Genomic DNA, 19599 nt, shown 5'->3' on the forward strand with positions numbered 1-19599 from the left:
TGAGCGAAGTCGAAGTATTGGGTATTGGGCATTGGGCATCGGGAAAACTCTTTCCTATTCCCCATTCCCCACTCCCCACTAGATAACGACTGCTAAAATATCTTTTTCAGAAAGCAGTACATATTCTTCGGTGCCGAGTTTGATGTCAGTGCCAGCGTACTTCGAGTACAGCACCTTATCGCCGACTTTGATTTCCAATTCCTGACGGTTTCCGTCGTCATTACGCTTGCCAGGGCCAAGAGCCACTACTTCCCCTACCTGGGGCTTTTCCTTGGCGGTATCGGGCAAATACAGACCACCTGCGGTCTTTTCCTCAGAGGCGTTCACTTTTACGAAAACGCGATCGCCTAAAGGTTTAACTGTAGAAACGCTTAGAGATAAAGCTGCCATATTATTTCTTTCCTTTAGAGATTAGCACTCTCAACTCCTGAGTGCTAATCTACCGAAAAGTAGCGTCCAATGGCAAGAATTCTTTGAGTACGGGTTCCCGAACTAGAGGCTCAGATATCTACTCAAGTATAAATGCTTAATTATTTCTACCTTTCGGGTTCTGTTCCGTAAGTTACGAAGAGAGTAGGGAGTGGAGAGTTAGGAGTTATAAGAATTCTTCCCCCATTCCCCACTCCCTACTCCCTACTCCCCTTCTCAGAACTTTATTTGCAAAGCTTGGAAATTGTTATAAAACTGTAATCAGGGAGCCGCTCGATAAGTAACAATACAGCGATCCAGTCAAGCCATCAAATCCCCAAAGCCGCTAAGTCTCTAGAACATAAAGCCCTGAGTAATTATGTAGAAACTTTAGGAATTGCAAAAATTCAGCGACACATTTTTATTTGCGCTGACCAGACAATTGCTAACTACTACTCAAAACGAGCTAGTCTGGAATCCTGGGAATACTTAAAAAAGCGACTTAAAGAGTTAAAATTTGATGAGCCGCAACAGAGTCATCCCATTTGCGTCTATAGAACTAAAGCCAACTGCTTGCGCGTTTGTTGTTCTGGACTCATAATGGTGGTTTACCCTAATGGTGTCTGATATCCCCAAGCAAGCCCGGAAGTTATTGAGCGGATCATCCAAGAACACTTAATAGGCAATAAGGTGTAATAGGCAATAAGGTGGTAGAAAAATATGCATTTTTAACCCATCCTTTGCCAGAAACTTCCCTAGTTTATTGTGAACACCTCATAGAGGCTTAACAACCGAAGGATATGGTACAGTAGTAAGCTTTAAGAAAGTGCGGGTTGGTTTTGAGGTAGGGTCATCTTTAAGCCAATACTTACTTGTGAGTCAGAAGGATTATTATTTAATCAGTGTTTTTTCGCCCGTCACTTTCAATGCGATATATAATAGCGCATTATAGATACTACTGCTATACGTATCCTTGCTGGACTTTTGCTATCCAGCTATTAGTCTCTTGAAAGTGCTCGGCATTTTTTGAGACTTCGAGACAGCAAAGGCAAGTTAAGTAGGAAAAAGGACAACATCTCGAAATAACCCACAATAGAGGATAAATATTCAAGACTTTGATGGACCGAAGCGCGACAAGTGCCACTGCTATGAAAGAGCCCAGCATGAAAGATCACAAACGACTTCTATTGATTGATGATGACCCTAACCTCATCTTGCTGGTGAAGGATTACTTAGAATTCCGGGGATACGAAGTCATCACCGCCGAAAATGGACGTGAAGCTCTGGAAATTTTAGAGCAAGATGTTCCAGACATGATTATCTGCGACGTGATGATGCCGGAAATGGACGGATATACTTTTGTAGAACAAGTCCGGCAAAACGAACGCACCAGTTGGATTCCGGTTCTTTTCCTTTCAGCTAAGGGACAAAGTGCAGACCGAGTTAAGGGTCTGAATAAAGGTGCTGATGTTTATATGGTCAAACCCTTTGAACCAGAAGAACTCGTCGCACAAGTTGAATCCTCGCTGAAACAAACTATCCGTTGGAAAGAACACCAAGCAAAAGGAGGCGAAAACGGTTCCCGTATCCAGGTTCCCTTCGACGTGCAATTAACCCCAACCGAACTGAAAGTAGTCCAGTTTGTCGCTAGGGGTTTAGCTAACCGGGAAATTGCTGAAGAACTAAATGTTAGTCAGCGCACGGTTGAAAGCCATGTGTCCAATATGTTGGGCAAAACCAATCTCCACAACCGCACTGAACTAGCGCGGTGGGCGATTGAAAATCAAATGGCCTAAACCCAGTTAAGAGTTAAAAGTTAGGAGTTATGAATTATGAATTTTTTAACTCCTAACTCCTAACTCCTAACTAAGATTTACCACCCATCTTTTTCAGGGCTGGATTGGTGCAAAACTTCTAAATCTAGTTCATCCAGGTAAGTTAGGGCGCTTTTAATCTGAGAAACAGTACCTCGCAGTTCCAGATCGAAGCAGCTATATTGTGGCACGTTTGCGCTTACCTGAGCATCAGCAATAATCACTGTAATGCCATAGTGAGAAACCAGTCGTGAAATGACTGGTTCCTCATGTAAGTCTTTAGGAATGTGAACTTGGATACGAGTTTGGGTGCGTCTATTATCTAAAATATCAGTATTAGATTTTACTTGTTTACTTGGAATTGCCATTCTAGCTTCCTACTCGACTTCTGAGATGAAGGTTTGACTTTGCACAATTCTTTTAACACTAGCGTCACTTATCCAACGCAGGCAAGCAAGAAAGTATTTGCCTTTGCAAACCGTTAATCTAGATATAGTAAATGTGAAGAATTGTTCATAATTCGGTAGTTATGAGGTTGATTATTATTTTATGATGCTTTTTAAGCAGATTTAATATAGCTAATCTGTAGGGTTACAACAATTGTTGTAACCCTAATTTATTTTGTATAAAGTAAATATTAGAAAACTCTATTACTAGAAACTTAGATATGAATAAAAGTTAATTGTTTACGATATTTACTGTTGTACTGGCAAAATATGCGCTTAAGATTTCTCCCCTTTTAACAGATTTAATGGACATACACTATTAGATAAATTCCCCCACAGATAACAGCGAGGTTATGAGAGAAGACGACCTAGTTTCTTCTTCTAGTGCAGCACTAGAGGGATTAGAGGGCATTAGATATCGTTTGCGCGGTGGTTCTACAAAAGAAAAAGTGGATGCTCTTTTAGAAGCATTTCAATATGGGTCTAAAGGAATTGATCTAGTAATCCAGGCATTGGGCGATGATGTCAGAGAAGTGCGGCAATCAGCTTTGCTCTTATTGTCCTATAGCAGCGAAGCTATTGCTGAACAAGCCATATTGAATTATCTGCCCTTTGCAAAAATGCAATGCCTACATACCTTGACAGAATTTAATCTAGATTGCTACAACCCTGAACAACATCATCCATATTATTTTGCGATCGCAGACTACAATAACACCCTTATTTGCTATTGGGATCTGAAATATAGCTGCTGCCAGTGGCATTTTAGCAGGTCTGGTGTTAAATAAAAATGTAATTAGCAAGATTTTAAGGAGTGAGATTATGCGCGAATCAGTCATTTATCAACAAATCCTAGAAGAAGGCGAAGCTAAAGGTGAAGCCAAAGGCAAAGCCAAAGGCAAAGCCGAAGGCAAAGCAGAAACAACAAGAAAGTTGGCTTTAAATTTGTTGCGAATTGGAATGAGTTTAGAGCAAATTGCTCAAGTTACTGAATTATCTATTGAGCAAGTTCAAGTTTTACAAGAGGAGATTCAAAATTCTTAATTTTAACTAATCGCTTTATAAAATACACGGCTATACAAGCAAAACCCGCATTCGCGGGTTTCAAAGTTTTTATTAGTCCGCGCAGACGGACTTGGTTTGTATAGATGCGATTTATAATCCCCTGGTTTTCAAATTCTCAAACTAAAACTCAGCACTTTGCGGTGTACGCAAAAAGGGAATCACATCACGAATATTTCCCATACCCCTTATAAATTGCACGAGTCGTTCAAAACCCAACCCAAAATCCGCATGTGGGACAGTTCAATAAGCTAATTAGCATTTAAGTTGCATAAAAGCAGGGCTGAAGCCCTTACTACGAGCGAATCATTCTAGAAAAATGAATGACGATTAGCTTAACTATATAAATAAATGATGTGAGAATACCTAATATTTATCATATCATGTTCGCATAATTAGTTATGATTTCCACAGTCATTGCACCCCACCCCTTAATCCCCTCCCCGCTTGCGGGGAGGGGAGACGAAGCGACGATTGTCGGGGTGGGGTTCTTCGGGTTTAATAAGTAATCAAGCGAACATGATATCACTCATTATCATTGTTCATAATCCTTAACCCAAGGATAGTACATAAAGCTATTGCCAATTCATCTAAATAATTATCATCCAAATGACCAATCACTCTGATAATTCTTGATTTATCAACAACTCTAAGTTGCTCACAAAGCACTACAGAATCTTGGCTTAAACCACCGATACCAGCAGGTACAAACACATGAGAGGCTAAAATAGCCCGTCTAATTTTTGAGGTGAATGGTGCAATAATAGTATGAGGACTAACAGCATTTGCCCGATCAATTTGCACTACTACGACAGGTCTAATCCCTGCTTGTTCTGTACCAATAACAGGATTTAGATCACACAAAACTACATCTCCTCTTGAGATATCTACCACTGAATTTCTCCACGCGCCAAGCGTTCTTCATAATCTTCTAAATTAGATAAATATTCTGAAAAATCTGATTCCACTATTTCTAACGACTCGCTAAACTGAAGCCATAGTTCCCAGTTCTTACCGCTATGCTTCATTAATAGGAAGTCGATAAAATCACTTACTTCCTGAACTAAAGCTTCTGGCATTTGCCGGATTTTACCAATGGTTTGGTCTTGTATGCTCATGATAAATCTTTTCAGATGGATTTCTCTTTATCCACAAAAGTCAAAAAAAGTCAAGACCTGGCGATTAGAAATGGCCAGGTCTAAAATTTAAACTAAAACTCAGCACTTTGTGGTGTACGTGGAAAGGGAATCACATCACGAATATTTCCCATACCCGTCATAAATTGCACGAGTCGTTCAAAACCTAGTCCAAAACCCGCATGGGGAACAGTACCATAACGACGCAAATCAAGATACCACCACAAGTCTTCTGGGTTTAATCCTTGCGCTAACACGCGGCGTTCTAATACTTCTAAACGTTCTTCGCGCTGGGAACCGCCGACAATTTCGCCAATTTTGGGTGCGAGAATATCCATTGCACGAACGGTTTTTTCATCGTCGTTCAAACGCATATAAAAGGCTTTGATTTGCGCTGGATAATCTGTAACGATCGCAGGCTTTTTAAATAATTGTTCAGCCAAGTACCGTTCGTGTTCTGATTGTAAATCTAAACCCCAACTCACTGGATATTCAAATTTAACATCAGCTTTTTCTAAAAGTTTGATGGCTTCTGTATAAGTTAAGCGTTCAAACTGATTATTAATAATATTTTCGGCTGTTGCCAACACAGATTTATCAATGCGTTCATTGAAAAATTCCATATCTTCTGGGCAAGTTTCCAACACATATTTAAAAATGTGTTTGAGAAACGCCTCAGCTAAATCCATATCGCCTTCTAGGTCACAAAAAGCCATTTCTGGCTCAACCATCCAAAATTCTGCTAGGTGGCGGGAGGTGTTGGAATTTTCGGCACGGAAGGTAGGGCCAAAGGTGTAGACGTTAGAAAACGTCATCGCCATAACTTCCGCTTCCAACTGGCCGCTAACTGTTAAATAGGTGGGTTTAGCAAAAAAGTCTTGGCTATAATCTACTGCTTGATTATCTGTGCGGGGAATATTCTTTAAATCTAAACTGGTAACGCTAAAAAGTTCACCCGCGCCTTCGCAGTCGCTAGCGGTGATGATGGGTGTGTGTACCCACAAAAAGCCTCTTTCTTGGAAAAATTGGTGAATTGCTGTTGAACAAGCATTTCTGACGCGGAAAACTGCACCAAAAGAATTGGTACGCGATCGCAAATGTCCAATGGTTCGCAGAAACTCAAAGGAATGGCGTTTCTTTTGCAGGGGATATGTATCGGGATCAGCTTCCCCGTAAACTTTCACGGACTCGGCTTTCAACTCAATCCGTTGTCCTTTACCAAGAGAAGCCACTAGTACCCCTGTCACCTCAACAGCAGCACCTGTATTCAATTTTTTCAAAATAGCTTCGTAATCTGGCAAATCCTGATTAATGACGACTTGCAAATTAGCTAGTGATGAGCCGTCATTGACTTCAATAAAAGCAAACCCTTTGGACTCGCGCTTCGTCCGCACCCAGCCTTGCACTTGGAGGGACTCATCAGGTTGACCACTTCGCAATATTTCTGCAATCCGTCGATTTGCCATATTTTACAACTTATATTTCATCAACGTAAGGAGTACGGATATTAAAGAATCTTAACGAGTTAATCCAATCCAAAATCCAAAATCGTTCGACTGAGCGTAGCCGAAGTCTAAAATCCAAAATTAGGATTATCCAGCACAAGACTTTAATATCCAGCCTATGATAACGCCCATTCCACCAAAGCGGACGACTTGCCAGAAAGGTTTTTTGAGGCTACGCCAAGAAAATAACTGGCTTTCTAAGTTTAGTTCTAGCATTTCCAATTGCTGTTGAATTTGCCGTAACTCTGCTTTGATTTCTGGTGTCTGAGATTTATTGTGCTTTAGTTGATCGCGGCGCTGTTGCCATTGTGCCTGTTGTTGGCGATCGCGTTGCACTTGATCGTAACGTTCTTTTAAGGATAGGAGCGATCGCTCTACTTCCTCTAGCTCTTGTTCAAAATCTGGTTCTGGATTTTCTGCTGATGGCTGTGATTGTTTTGGCGGCTTCATTTACAAGTAGTACAGTAGAAGTAAATGCAAATGTGCCAATAGTTATGTCCCAATCTACCCAGCTGCCTCAAACCAGTCAACTGAATGAACTTAGTACTCTGGAACTCGCTCAAGCCCTCATGGAAAGACTGAGCATTTCCCCTAACGATTGGCATCGCCTCAAGTCTAACCGCAATTCCCGCGCTAATGAACAAGTGGCAGCAGCTATTGTGTATCTTTTAAAGAATCAGCCACAAGAAGCTCAAGCTAGATTAGAACAGGCAATTGGTTGGTTAGATCGCTCCATTTCTGCCCCTCCCTGTCCAACTCATGGGAAGTAGGGAATAGGGAATAGGGAATAGGGAATAGTTAGTAAAAAACAACTAATCAATAACTTTCCCCACTCCCCACTCACCATTCCCCACTCCCCTCTTATCGCCGCAGAGATATTCCTCGGCGAGTTTCCATTTGTTTACAAAGCCTCAATTCTGTGCCTTTGCGGTTCCACTCTACCTGATCAAAGATTTGATGCAGAAGACATAAACCACGACCACTTTCTGACTCATCTGGTGGGAGATAGTCTGTTGGTTCTTCTTCATTACTAGATGAAGGAGTAAAGCCGCTACCCTGGTCTGATATTATCCACCAATATTGATTATCTATTAAGGAAAAACGGACTACAACTGTTTTACTTGGGTCGAGATTATTGCCATGTTTAGCTGCGTTTACTAGGGCTTCTTGAAGTCCTAGCCGCAGTTCTGCTTGTAATTTTGATGGGATTTCTGCCAACAGTAAATCTAATATTGGACAAAGGTAGAGGGTTGAGGCAAAACTAATAGTGCCCCAATAACGTGCAACTGGACGGAGTGAAATAGTAATCACAAAAGAAACCCCATAGCTTTCAGTTAGCTAGACATCAGTTTGCTATTACAGGCACCCTGATAAAACTTGAGGTGGTCATGCTGCCTTCAAACTTGCGTCTTTAAAACTAAATTTTGAAAATGCTAGGGAGCATTAGCTTTATAGTATGAGTTGGGATTGTTTAGATATATAGCGGCTGGAATAGGTTTGATAATGAAGTCAGCAACTTAAAAAGATGCTAGTAATTTGACAGAGTATTGGCATACTCTAGTTAATTGCCGATTTGTAATTTACACAATCCAATTCATATTTCTAAGAACCTATGCAGCTTGAATTTATTTAAACAAAACGAATTTTTATTTTTAGCTTAATTCAATTTTAGCATCTTTAGTATGCACTAGACTAAAAATTTCAAATTTCAGTTTTTGTAAAGGAATTACTATCCTTGTGCAAATCTGATAGCACAAGAAAGGCGGCAGCTTCAACATGAGCAGTTTGAGGAAAAAAATCAGCAGGTTGTACCCGTGTGATAGTATATTGCCCATCTTGACAAAGCAATTTCAGGTCACGGGCGAGGGTAGCTACTTTACAGCTGACGTAAACTATCCGAGATGGTTTCAGTTGCCGTAAAGTGTCGATGACTGCGCGATCGCACCCCTTACGTGGCGGATCGAGTATTACTACTTCTGGTATTGTGCCCATTTTTGTCAGCAATTTCTCTACTGCCCCGACTTGGAATGTCACATTATCAATTCCGTTGCGGTGGGCATTCAAAATAGCTTGTTCCACTGCTGCTGGTTGCACTTCTAATCCTGTAGCAATCCGGACTTTTTTGGCGAGGGGTAAAGTTAAAGTCCCAATACCACAGTAGGCATCAACTAGCAACTCATGCCCTTGAAGATTGAGTTCTGATTGAATTACCTGCAATAGTGCCTCTGCGGTTTCTGTATACACTTGGAAAAATGTATCTGGGCGCACTTGAAATTCCAGTCCAGCAAAATTTTCACGCAGGTGTGGGACTCCAGCGATGCAACGGGTTTCTGATCCAAAGATAGCATTTGTGCGATCGCTATTGCGGTTGAGCGACACTCCCACTAAGTGCGGATAACGCTTTAACCATTCCTGGGCTTGGGTTTCAATTCCTGATAAATTCCAGTCTTTCACCACCAAAGTCAGCAACATTTCTCCAGTGTGTCGGCCAATGCGTAAACCAAGATGGCGAATTTGTCCAAGGTGGCGCTGTTCGTCATAGATTCGCCAACCCCGTTGTTGGATATCCTGCTTAACTTCGGCAAGTAAGGGATTTAATCGCGCGTCTTGGACTGGACATTGATTTAAGTTAATTAATTGGTGACTACCTTTTTGGTAGTAACCAGCTTGTACCTGTCCTGTTGCCGATATACCTAGAGGATATGTAGATTTATTACGGTAGCTTAAAGCAGAAACGGCGGCGAGTACCGGATCTACCGGTGGTTGGACAAAACCGCCAATGCGTTCTAAAGCTTGGATAACTTGATTTTGCTTGGCAACTAGCTGGTAATTATAATTAATATGCTGCCACTGGCAACCACCGCACTTATCCGCCACAATACAACTAGGTCGTATACGGTGGGGAGATGGTTCCAATAGCTCCTGGAGCTTCCCGTGGCTGTATTTTGGTTTAACATGTACCAAACGGACAATCGCGCGATCGCCTGGTACAGTATCTGGGACAAACACTACACGCTCATCAGCGCGTCCCACACCATCACCTGTATCACTCAGGTTAGCGATCGTTACTTCAATTAATTCACCCTGTTGCCAAATTATTTTAGTCATTAGTCATTAGTCATTAGTCATTAGTCATTTGTTATTGGGCATAGGGCATTAGTTATTCTTTCTTCCCCTGCTCCCTCATCTCCCCCACTCCCTACTCCCCACTCGCCACTCCCCACTCCCTAAACAGATAAATTCAATACATAAGTAGCTCCTATCTCTTCACTTGTGTACCTGCAACTCGCTAAACTAACAGATAATATTTCAGGTGATTTCAATAATCATGACTGTAATTAGCCAAGTTATTCTCAAAGCCGACGACGAACTGCGTTATCCCAGCAGTGGCGAACTTAAAAACATCAAAGACTTTTTGGAAACCGGCGTACAACGGACGCGGATTGCGGCTACCTTAGCCGAAAACGAAAAAAAGATAGTTCAAGAAGCAACCAAACAACTTTGGCAGAAGCGTCCTGACTTTATCTCCCCCGGAGGTAATGCTTACGGAGAACGCCAACGCTCTCTATGTATCCGTGATTTTGGCTGGTACTTGCGTCTAATTACTTATGGTGTACTTGCCGGCGACAAAGAGCCAATTGAAAAAATTGGTTTGATTGGTGTGCGGGAAATGTACAATTCATTGGGCGTTCCCGTGCCTGGAATGGTAGAAGCGATCAATTCCCTCAAAATAGCCTCCCTTAGCTTACTGAGTGCAGAAGACGCTGCAGAAGCAGCACCCTACTTTGATTACATCATTCAAGCGATGTCTTAATACAAAGTGTGTGCTGGTTCTAGGAGTATACTTCCGGTCTACTAGAGTGAGTGCAATAAGCGCTCGATAGGCATAAGATACCCAATTTGATCATACCTTCCCCACATTTGGTAGTGGCTGTGGCAAAATCTCTGTCAAGTTACTAACCAGTTGTGGGGAAATTTATTTAAGTATAACTATGGGGGATTGCTCAAAGGATAAAGGACATACGGACAGAAAAAACCGACAGTCCTTGATTAAGGCTGTCGGCAATTAAGTGTGTTCCCTATTAATGACTCGGCTAGAGTTCAGTTGTCATTAATTATGCCTAGCTGGGGATGGCAGGGAGACGATCCTAATCATAGATATGTGTGATTCTCGTCACATGATTGTTACAGCTAAACTGCATATACCCGAATAATTTCTGAGCATCAGTAAATATCCGTAACTTTGAGTTAAGAATATATACGCTGGTAAATGCTTTTTCAGCTTCAGAGCAAACAACACCAATTAGACACTCAGGGGTTAAAACACGAGATAGAGGAATTAACAAACCTATGCCCCGTTTGCCAAAGTGCTGTAGCAGAAAGAGCTATCTGCAAAGATAAATTTTTCAAAGCCAGTCGTAGACAGACTAATGGAGTTTCCATTGCTGTTGAGAGTGATGTTCGCAGTGTTAAGGGTATTGCCGGAAATAACACCAGATATGATGAGTTCAGAGCGATTGAAAGCCCTGAGATCGAGGGTGTCAAAACCATCTCCGCCATCGACCGTTACAGCACCGAACCCCTGTAAGTAGTCATTCCCAGTGCCCAGAACGATGTTGATTCCACCACCGATGGTGACTTTCTGTCGAACTCCATCAATGGTACTGGTGGCGAGAATTTCGTCATTGCCATTGCCAGTCTTGATGATTCCTTGCCCATAAATGCCATAGGCTGTACCACCAATTGTTGCTGTAGCCTGTCCGGTAAGGATGTCTGAACCGTTGTCAGTATCAATAACTCCATCGTTGAATATGCCATAGGCGATGGCGTTTGTTCCTAAGCTATTGCCATAACCAGTAATTGTATCATTGCCCCATCCTGTAGTGATGATGCCGTCTTTAGCATTCTGGATACCAATTCCATCTCCACCGTCACCGCCTTCAGCGCCTTCACCGCCCAAGCCACCAGTACCGTTGCCAATAATCGTATCTTCTCCGTTCCCTGAATCCAGATAGCCACTATTACTGATACCAATCCCATCTCCACCGTCACCGCCAGTGCTATCGAGGCCGTTGTCACCAGCACCCGTGCCCTGAACGGTGTCATTTCCTGATCTCGTAGAAATGAAACTAGAAATGAAACCTCCAGTTAAAATATCAATACCTATTGCTGAAGATGCATTTAACTCTTCTCCGACTAGAGTATCAGAACCTTGGGTGCCGATGAAATTGGGTGGAACGGTTAGTCTAGACACGATCAAAATCCTCTCAATTAGGTTAGTAAGGTCAGTTTGCTTTTTGGATGAGTAGTCTTTTAAGAAACTTTCGTAATCCCTTCTTTGAAAGCCATTCAGCGATTGAGTCTGTTGTTGTAGCAGTCACTTAAGCTGAATGAAGTTCCAAGGAATTAATCAGATTCCAGGGCATTAAACCCTTATTCAGCAAGTGCGTAGGCGTAGCCCGCCGCAGGCATCGCATCTTCTGAGTTTTTTGTGCGTTCAACTAGTGGATCATCTGACAGACTGATAGCCATTTCCAGATTCTGGAAACGATCTATGCATATATTAAGAGGAAAGAAAATTTGATTCTTCAGTACCTGTTATGCCAAATTATTAGTTAAACATCAAAGCTTGACTTAGAAATTAAGGTCAAAAGCCCAAATTATTGCCGAAACTCTAAAATGTTAGTAAATAATGTTCATTTTTATTGTATGGCAAGGTTTTCAGAGTTTAATCAAGAAGATTTAGCATAATATGTAATGAAGAGCGGAAAATTTTATTACTTCATTCTTAGCAGTATAATTACCAGTAAATAAGCATTGAATAAGCTAATCAGCATTTAAGCTGCAATATAGTTAAAATCGCCTTTATTTTTGATTTTCCGATACCATTTAATCACTAATTCACCTTGATTTAACAGCCTATCTAGTAGTGCTTTCAATTCATCTACTGATTGAAAAAGACGGTGAGCAATATATTCTTTACATGAATGCCAGACTAATTCGATAATATTGTAATCAGGGCTGTAAGCTGGTAAAAACTCTAAAACTAAATTCGTAAAATCTTGATATATTTTAGCTAGAACATCCTTGCGTTTATGAAAACTAGCATTATCTAAAATTAAAATAATCTTCGGCCCATACTTAGCAAAATCTTCAGAACGGTAACATTACTTACCCACTCTTGTTTGATTAATTCATTTAATTGTTGTAGTTGCTCATAAAAAATATCCGCATTCCCTTTTTTTACAAAAAAGCATACCCGTTTGCGGTCTGATTCTCTGATTGCTCCCATCACATTTACCCGACCACAACGCCGTTGTCCTGGAACATTTTTGCGCTTTCCTTTTTTACCCCAATTCTTCCGGCGAATTACACGTAAACTGAAACCGCTCTCGTCCCAAAACCATACCTGTAATCGCTCTGGCTCTTCTTGTGCTATTGTTAGATATTGAGCAAGTTTTTCTTGGAACTTTGCCCTATCTATTGGATTCTGTTTATCTTCTAAGCCATATTTAGCCCAGATATAACTATACTTTTTTCGCTTTAATATTCTCCTCACCTGAGAACTACTTAAATCAATCCCTGTTTGCTCGGTTAAATATGTTGCTAATCTCTCGGCTGTCCATCTTCCAAATTCATAACCTAAATCTGATGGTTCTTGATCAACGATTTTTAATAACAGTTCAATATATTCAGGCGTAGCTTTACGGTAATGTTCGTATTCTCTTTTATTATGTAGAGTTTCTAGATTATCTGGATCTCCATGCATACACCAATATGCAACTGTTCTAGGCGAACAGCCTAAAAATTTAGCAATTTCGTGTTGTGGTTTACCATCATTTTGCAGCAGAATAATTAGAATTCTTTCTCTGACGTGCGGTATTTCGCTCTCTTTTAGAGCTTGCTGTAACTGGGTAACTTGTGACGGCGTTAAAAAGTTCTTGGCTGGTGGTGGCATACTTGCTTTTAGACAGCTTCATCTTCTTATTATGCAACCTAAGTGCCGATTAGCTTACAATCTATCTTTAGGTATACAAAGATATATATAGCAATCCTAAATGATTTATGATAAAATACGGTGACATCTAATGTACTTTATATAACTTACTTTGAAGCGATGTATTATGCAATATATATAATTCTAGCCTCAAAATTCAGTTGTTAATGAGTGTTTAAAACTACGATTATAGTTTAAATATTTTCTCACAGATGATTCCGGATTGCTATATCTTTATTTAGGTAAATTTATTTTGTTAAATCTGTACCGTTTAGTATGAATTATCCTATAACCGCATCTACAGGTTAATTAAATCGATAGAATAATGCTCTGTACAATTGGTGCATTATTTCCATGACCGCCACATCTCCTGCTTTCTTTTCCCCGCAAGAAATCGCTGCTGAAGGTCTTAAACCAGAAGAATACGCAGAAATTGTCCGTCGGTTAGGGCGTCATCCCAACAAAGCTGAACTGGGAATGTTTGGGGTAATGTGGTCAGAGCATTGCTGTTACAAAAATTCTCGACCTCTACTCAAACAATTTCCCACTGAGGGGCCCCGCATCCTCGTGGGGCCTGGTGAAAATGCTGGTGTTGTAGATTTGGGCGACGGACTCCAACTAGCTTTTAAGATTGAATCCCACAACCACCCATCAGCTGTAGAACCATTTCAAGGTGCAGCAACGGGAGTAGGGGGTATTCTCAGAGATATTTTTACAATGGGTGCGCGTCCCATTGCTCTACTAAATTCCCTGCGTTTCGGTTCCCTAGAAGATGCCAAAACTCAAAGGCTGTTCCAAGGCGTAGTGGCGGGAATTTCACATTATGGTAATTGTGTGGGAGTACCCACCGTTGGCGGCGAAGTTTACTTTGACCCTGCTTATTCTGGTAATCCCCTGGTGAACGTTATGGCACTAGGATTAATGGAAACACCAGAAATCGTCAAATCTGGAGCATCTGGCTTAGGCAACCCTGTGCTTTATGTTGGTTCCACCACCGGGCGCGATGGCATGGGAGGCGCGAGTTTTGCCAGTGCAGAATTGAGCGATCAGTCAATAGACGATCGCCCTGCTGTGCAAGTGGGCGATCCATTTTTGGAAAAGTCGTTAATTGAAGCTTGTCTGGAAGCGTTTAAGACAGGTGCAGTTGTCGCCGCCCAGGATATGGGAGCAGCCGGTATCACCTGTTCTACTTCAGAGATGGCGGCAAAAGGCGGTGTGGGAATTGAACTCGATTTAGATAAGATTCCCGCAAGAGAAATTGGGATGGTTCCTTATGAATATCTGCTTTCGGAATCTCAAGAACGAATGCTGTTCGTTGCCCACAAAGGACGTGAGCAGGAATTAATCGACATTTTCCACCGTTGGGGACTTCAAGCCGTTGTCGCTGGTACTGTCATCGCTGAACCCATCGTGCGGATTCTCTTTCAAGGTGAAGTAGCAGCAGAAATTCCCGCCGAGGCTTTGGCGGAGAATACCCCACTATATAACAGGGAATTGTTGACAGAACCGCCAGAATATGCGCGTCAAGCTTGGGAATGGACACCTGATTCCTTACCTGCTTGCACAACTGCTGGAATAGAACTCCAAGGAGGCGTGCAAAGTTGGAATGATATTTTGTTAACCTTGCTCGATACACCCACGATCGCATCTAAAAACTGGGTATATCGTCAATATGACCATCAAGTACAAAATAATACAGTAATACTACCAGGTGGTGCAGATGCGGCTGTTATCCGTTTGCGCCCCCTAGAACAAATCCCCAATCGTTCGACTGAGCGACTTGCCTTGAGCGAAGTCGAAAGGAGCCGAAGTCTAAAATCCCAAATCGTTCGACTGAGCGTAGCCGAAGTCCCAAATCTAAAATCAGGAGTGGCGGCGACGGTAGATTGCAATCCTCGTTATGTTTATCTTGACCCCTACGAGGGAGCTAAGGCAGTGGTGGCAGAAGCTGCACGCAATCTTAGCTGCGTAGGTGCAGAACCTCTGGCGGTGACGGATAACCTGAATTTTGGCTCTCCAGAAAAACCGATTGGTTACTGGCAATTGGCAGAAGCTTGTCGCGGTTTGGCAGAAGGTTGTCGAGAATTGGCAACACCCGTTACAGGCGGAAATGTCTCTTTGTACAATGAAACCCTCGATTCTCAAGGCATCCCACAACCAATTTATCCCACCCCAGTAGTCGGTATGGTGGGCTTGATTCCCGATATCACCAAAATTTGTGGTCAAGGTTGGCAAGCATCCGGCGATGTAATTTATCTTCTCGGATTGACTCTGGCATCCAAAATCAGTTTGGGAGCATCGGAGTATTTAGCCACAATCCACGGTACTGTTGCCGGAAAACCACCACAAGTAGATTTTGACTTAGAACGTCGCGTCCAGAAAGTTTGTCGTGAAGGAATTCGTAATGGTTGGGTACGTTCAGCCCATGATTGTGCTGAGGGGGGATTGGCGATCGCAATAGCAGAATGTTGCATTTCTGGCAATCTTGGTGCCGAAATCAATTTAGAAATAGCACCAACGCAGTTAAACCGTCTGGATGAAGTGTTGTTTGCCGAAGGTGGTGCCAGGATTTTTGTTTCTGTAGCATCAGAACAACAAGAAATTTGGGAATCATATTTACAGGAACATCTGGGTCAAGAGTGGCAAAAACTGGGCACGGTTCGTAATTATGAGACGGGTTTGGGGGTTTTCACTACTGATAACCAAGCCTTAATCAAAGTTAGGATCGAAGATATGAACGATCGCTATTCCCACGCGATCGCCAAACGTCTTGCCATCCATAGCACTAACCCCAGTTAAACAAGTGAGGAGTTGAAAGTGAGGAGTTAGGAATAAAACCAATTCGCAATTCGCAATGACGCTCGTTGCGCTAAAGCGTCTCCCCTTGGGAGAAGACTCGCTAACGCTGCCAACAGAGCAATTCGCAATAAACAGCACAACTCCTAACTCCTAACTCCTCACTCCTAACTCCTCACTCCCCACTCCTAACCCCTAACTTCTCACTCCTAACTCCTAACTCTTTTAGTAGCGTCTGTGATCATAATTACGGTACTGTTTTAATAGATGGTTAAAGATTTATTAAGAAATCTGTAATTATCTATAGACATAATCCCAGTGACTTGACCCCCCCACCAGGAGCAAAGCTAGCATGATTTCTATTCATTCTGTCACTTCGGATGAATACCCCGACCAGACCAACAACCCAATCAATAGTCATGAAAATCAGCCTGACAAGCCAGAAGAAGCTTGTGGTGTTTTTGGCATCTACGCACCAGGAGAAAACGTTGCTAAACTGACCTACTTTGGATTGTATGCCCTCCAGCATCGGGGTCAAGAATCAGCTGGTATTGCCACCTTTGAGGGTACACAAGTACACCTCCACAAAGATATGGGCTTGGTGTCTCAAGTCTTTAATGAATCCATCTTGGATCAGTTGCCTGGTAGCCTTGCTGTTGGTCACACTCGTTATTCCACCACAGGTTCTAGCCGCAAAGTTAATGCCCAACCCGCAGTACTAGAAACTCGCTTAGGTTCAATAGCCCTAGCACATAATGGTAATTTAGTCAATACCGTACAATTACGTCAAGAGTTGCTTGAGAACAAATGCAACTTAGTCACGACAACAGACTCAGAAATGATCGCTTTTGCGATCGCAGAAGCCATCAACGCTGGTGCAGATTGGCTAGAAGGTGCAATTCAGGCATTTCATCGTTGCCAAGGAGCCTTTAGTTTAGTTATTGGCACTCCTAACGGCGTTATGGGTGTTCGGGACACCAATGGCATTCGCCCCCTAGTGATTGGCACTTTGGCTGGTAATCCAGTCCGTTACGTTTTGGCTTCGGAGACTTGTGGTTTAGACATCATTGGAGCCGAATACCTGCGAGATGTAGAACCAGGGGAATTAGTTTGGATTACTGAAGAAGGTTTGGCTTCCTATCATTGGAGTCAACAGCCCCAGAGGAAATTGTGTATTTTTGAGATGATTTACTTTGCCCGCCCTGATAGCATCATGCACAACGAGAGTTTGTACAGCTATCGGATGCGGTTAGGACATCAACTAGCTAAAGAATCCTTTGTAGATGCCGATATTGTCTTTGGTGTTCCTGATTCTGGTATCCCTGCTGCGATCGGATTTTCCCAAGCTTCTGGTGTAGCTTACGCTGAAGGACTGATTAAAAATCGCTATGTTGGACGAACCTTTATTCAGCCAACACAAACCATGCGCGAGTCAGGTATCCGTATGAAACTCAACCCCCTCAAAGATGTGCTGGCGGGTAAACGAGTAATTATTGTTGATGACTCGATTGTGCGGGGTACTACCAGCCGTAAATTAGTCAAAACCTTGCGTGAAGCGGGTGCAGTGGAAGTACACATGCGAATTTCTTCGCCGCCAGTAACTCATCCCTGCTTCTATGGTATCGATACCGATTCTCAAGATCAGTTGATTGCTGCTACCAAGTCAGTAGCGGAAATTGCCAAGCAATTGGAAGTAGACAGCCTCGCCTATCTCAGTTGGGAAGGAATGCTAGAAGCGACACGAGAAGATACCAATAGTTTCTGCTCTGCCTGCTTTACTGGAGATTATCCCGTAGCGATTCCTGAGCAAGTGAAGCGTTCTAAGTTGAGTTTAGAAAAGGTAGTGGTGTAGGGAGTGGGGAGTGGGGAGATGAGGGAGAAATCAATTCAAAATTCAAAATTCAAACATTTTAGAACTTCTGCCTTCTACCTCACCTCGACTGCGCTCGGCGACCACCTGCCTCCTCTTTCCCAATGCCCCATGCCCAATCCGTCTAAAATAGGTAAATCCCTTAACTAAAGATGGTTTATGAACCAGCCGATATCTGAGAGAGTGCGCTGGACTACCGCCGATTTAGAGTTGTTTCCAGATAACGGGAACCGCTATGAAATTATTGACGGAGAATTGTTTGTGACCAGAGCGCCTCACTGGAATCATCAAAAAACTTGTGTCAGAATTAGCACTTCTTTAGATAATTGGTCACAGACTACTGGTTTGGGAGAAGCTGTGACTGCTCCAGGCATAATTTTTGGCGATAATGATAATGTAATTCCCGATGTTGTCTGGGCTAGCAATGAGAGACTGCCCCTACTTTTGGACGAGGCGGGGCATTTGACTGGTGCGCCAGAACTAGTAGTAGAAGTACTATCTTCCGGTAGTGAGAACGAAAAGCGGGACAGGGAACTTAAACTAAAACTTTACTCAGCAAGAGGTGTCAGGGAATATTGGATTGTGGATTGGCGTAAGCAACAGGTGGAAGTTTATCGACGTGAGCAAGCGAGTTTAAAGTTAGTTGCTACGTTGTTCAATGGTGATGAGTTGAACTCACCCATATTGCCTGATTTTAATTGTGCGATCGCATCCTTATTTACTTAACACAAGTTCGCAGAATTGCAGTAACTTCTTACTATTCGCAATTTTTAATAAATAGTGATGTACACAGGGGAAAGCGCAATGTCTCAGCAGTATTCGATTGAGCAAGTTCCTAAGAGTCTGGATAAAATTTTTCAGGAAATTAAACAAGGCGAATCGGTACAAATTACGCAACAGGGGCAGCAAGTTGCTGTGATTCTACCTGCGGCTGAATATCAGCGTTTGTTGCATGGCAAGCCGGATTTTTGGGAATCTCTGGAGCGATTTCGTCAAGAAATCATGGAAGAAGGAACCGAGATTGATCCCGATGAGGTTTGGAAAGATGTACGTGACAAGTCTCCTGGACGAGAGATCCTCTTGTGAGTCGCTTTTTACTGGATACTAACATCATCTCTGAGCCGTTAAGACCACAACCGAATCCAGCAGTTATCCAAAGGTTGCAACAGTATCAAGGGGAATTTGCTATTGCTTCCGTTACTTGGCATGAATTGCTATTTGGTTGCTATCGTCTGCCCACTTCTAAAAGGCGAGAGAGAATTGAGCAGTATCTCAAGCATATAGTCCAACCAAATATTCCTATCCTGCCCTATGATAACGTGGGAGCTGAATGGTTTGCTTTAGAAAGAGCGCGACTGGTAACTATAGGAAAAACTCCCGCGTATCCAGATGCACAGATTGCAGCGATCGCAAAAGTAAATGGTCTGATTTTGGTAACAAATAATGTTTCAGACTATGCCGATTTTCAAGAACTTCAACTAGAGAATTGGTTTTGTTAAGTGCGATTGCTTCCCTTGCTAGTTGAGGAACGAAACCCAACATTCATGATCGATATTCAATTAACA

At 42.4% G+C, this 19599-nt stretch carries 19 protein-coding genes and 2 pseudogenes; 10 read left to right on the plus strand and 11 right to left on the minus strand.

Annotated features, from left to right (window positions below):
- Window positions 1-78: 78 nt before the first annotated feature.
- Entirely contained in the window at window positions 79-390 is a 312-nt protein-coding gene (gene groES / locus LC653_RS04015; protein ID WP_100898362.1) for a co-chaperone GroES, read from the minus strand.
- Window positions 391-1526: 1136 nt separating this feature from the next.
- Here groES and LC653_RS04020 point away from each other — a divergent pair.
- Window positions 1527-2204 (plus strand): response regulator transcription factor, encoded by a 678-nt coding sequence (locus tag LC653_RS04020; RefSeq protein WP_012407592.1) that lies wholly within the window; start codon window positions 1527-1529, stop codon window positions 2202-2204.
- Window positions 2205-2281: 77 nt separating this feature from the next.
- Here LC653_RS04020 and LC653_RS04025 read toward each other — a convergent pair whose 3' ends face one another.
- Window positions 2282-2590, minus strand: coding sequence for an NIL domain-containing protein (locus LC653_RS04025; protein WP_229492714.1), 309 nt, complete (start codon window positions 2588-2590; stop codon window positions 2282-2284).
- A gap of 431 nt (window positions 2591-3021) precedes the next feature.
- Between LC653_RS04025 and LC653_RS04030 the strand changes: the two genes are divergently transcribed.
- Window positions 3022-3456 (plus strand): hypothetical protein, encoded by a 435-nt coding sequence (locus tag LC653_RS04030; protein WP_229492716.1) that lies wholly within the window; start codon window positions 3022-3024, stop codon window positions 3454-3456.
- 34 nt (window positions 3457-3490) lie between these two features.
- Window positions 3491-3712, plus strand: a complete 222-nt coding sequence (locus LC653_RS04035) for an RpnC/YadD family protein (protein ID WP_229492717.1) — start codon at window positions 3491-3493, stop codon at window positions 3710-3712.
- A 141-nt stretch (window positions 3713-3853) separates the two neighbouring features.
- On the opposite strand, the pseudogene LC653_RS47195 reads toward LC653_RS04035, so the two are convergent.
- The 5 genes and pseudogenes from LC653_RS47195 to LC653_RS04055 all read right to left on the minus strand — a co-directional run.
- Window positions 3854-3973, minus strand: a pseudogene (locus LC653_RS47195) (amino acid--tRNA ligase-related protein); the annotation flags it as partial.
- Between the two features lie 282 nt (window positions 3974-4255).
- A complete protein-coding gene (locus LC653_RS04040) occupies window positions 4256-4624 on the minus strand; it encodes a type II toxin-antitoxin system PemK/MazF family toxin (protein WP_229492718.1) in 369 nt (122 codons plus the stop codon).
- On the minus strand, window positions 4618-4848 hold the full coding sequence (locus LC653_RS04045) for a DUF2281 domain-containing protein (RefSeq protein WP_229456950.1): 231 nt from the start codon (window positions 4846-4848) through the stop codon (window positions 4618-4620). The genes LC653_RS04040 and LC653_RS04045 overlap by 7 nt, the downstream gene beginning before the upstream one ends.
- Window positions 4849-4940: 92 nt before the next feature.
- Window positions 4941-6332 carry an asparagine--tRNA ligase gene (asnS, locus tag LC653_RS04050; protein ID WP_229492720.1) on the minus strand — a complete coding sequence of 464 codons (1392 nt, stop codon included), beginning with the start codon at window positions 6330-6332 and terminating at the stop codon, window positions 4941-4943.
- Between the two features lie 126 nt (window positions 6333-6458).
- Window positions 6459-6821 (minus strand): sll0565 family protein, encoded by a 363-nt coding sequence (locus LC653_RS04055; RefSeq protein WP_229456953.1) that lies wholly within the window; start codon window positions 6819-6821, stop codon window positions 6459-6461.
- Between the two features lie 44 nt (window positions 6822-6865).
- Here LC653_RS04055 and LC653_RS04060 point away from each other — a divergent pair, with 44 nt between their 5' ends.
- Complete coding sequence (locus tag LC653_RS04060) at window positions 6866-7141, plus strand: DUF6439 family protein (RefSeq protein WP_229492722.1); 276 nt, start codon at window positions 6866-6868, stop codon at window positions 7139-7141.
- Between the two features lie 91 nt (window positions 7142-7232).
- On the opposite strand, the gene LC653_RS04065 is transcribed toward LC653_RS04060, so the two are convergent.
- Together LC653_RS04065 and rlmD are read right to left on the minus strand one after the other, a co-directional pair.
- Window positions 7233-7682, minus strand: coding sequence for an ATP-binding protein (locus tag LC653_RS04065; protein WP_229492723.1), 450 nt, complete (start codon window positions 7680-7682; stop codon window positions 7233-7235).
- Between the two features lie 390 nt (window positions 7683-8072).
- On the minus strand, window positions 8073-9479 hold the full coding sequence (gene rlmD / locus LC653_RS04070) for a 23S rRNA (uracil(1939)-C(5))-methyltransferase RlmD (RefSeq protein ID WP_229492725.1): 1407 nt from the start codon (window positions 9477-9479) through the stop codon (window positions 8073-8075).
- Between the two features lie 220 nt (window positions 9480-9699).
- Between rlmD and LC653_RS04075 the strand changes: the two genes are divergently transcribed.
- Complete coding sequence (locus LC653_RS04075) at window positions 9700-10185, plus strand: allophycocyanin subunit alpha-B (protein ID WP_229492727.1); 486 nt, start codon at window positions 9700-9702, stop codon at window positions 10183-10185.
- 534 nt (window positions 10186-10719) lie between these two features.
- Here the strand turns inward: LC653_RS04075 and LC653_RS04080 are convergent.
- Window positions 10720-11625 (minus strand): hypothetical protein, encoded by a 906-nt coding sequence (locus LC653_RS04080; protein ID WP_229492728.1) that lies wholly within the window; start codon window positions 11623-11625, stop codon window positions 10720-10722.
- A gap of 583 nt (window positions 11626-12208) precedes the next feature.
- A pseudogene (locus LC653_RS04085) lies at window positions 12209-13329 on the minus strand (IS630 family transposase).
- Window positions 13330-13722: 393 nt separating this feature from the next.
- Between LC653_RS04085 and purL the strand changes: the two are divergent.
- The 5 genes from purL to LC653_RS04110 all read left to right on the plus strand — a co-directional run bounded on the left by purL (window position 13723) and on the right by LC653_RS04110 (window position 19533).
- Complete coding sequence (gene purL / locus LC653_RS04090) at window positions 13723-16167, plus strand: phosphoribosylformylglycinamidine synthase subunit PurL (RefSeq protein ID WP_229492730.1); 2445 nt, start codon at window positions 13723-13725, stop codon at window positions 16165-16167.
- A gap of 349 nt (window positions 16168-16516) precedes the next feature.
- Complete coding sequence (gene purF, locus LC653_RS04095) at window positions 16517-18016, plus strand: amidophosphoribosyltransferase (RefSeq protein WP_229492732.1); 1500 nt, start codon at window positions 16517-16519, stop codon at window positions 18014-18016.
- Between the two features lie 177 nt (window positions 18017-18193).
- Window positions 18194-18760: a Uma2 family endonuclease gene (locus LC653_RS04100; RefSeq protein ID WP_229492734.1), complete on the plus strand. Its 567-nt coding sequence runs from the start codon at window positions 18194-18196 to the stop codon at window positions 18758-18760.
- 78 nt (window positions 18761-18838) lie between these two features.
- Window positions 18839-19120 (plus strand): type II toxin-antitoxin system Phd/YefM family antitoxin, encoded by a 282-nt coding sequence (locus tag LC653_RS04105; RefSeq protein WP_229492736.1) that lies wholly within the window; start codon window positions 18839-18841, stop codon window positions 19118-19120.
- Window positions 19117-19533 carry a type II toxin-antitoxin system VapC family toxin gene (locus tag LC653_RS04110; protein ID WP_229492737.1) on the plus strand — a complete coding sequence of 139 codons (417 nt, stop codon included), beginning with the start codon at window positions 19117-19119 and terminating at the stop codon, window positions 19531-19533. The genes LC653_RS04105 and LC653_RS04110 overlap by 4 nt, the downstream gene beginning before the upstream one ends.
- Window positions 19534-19599: the final 66 nt, after the last annotated feature.

The sequence above is a fragment of the Nostoc mirabile CHAB5784 genome, assembly GCF_020829645.1.
Lineage (GTDB): Bacteria > Cyanobacteriota > Cyanobacteriia > Cyanobacteriales > Nostocaceae > Nostoc > Nostoc mirabile.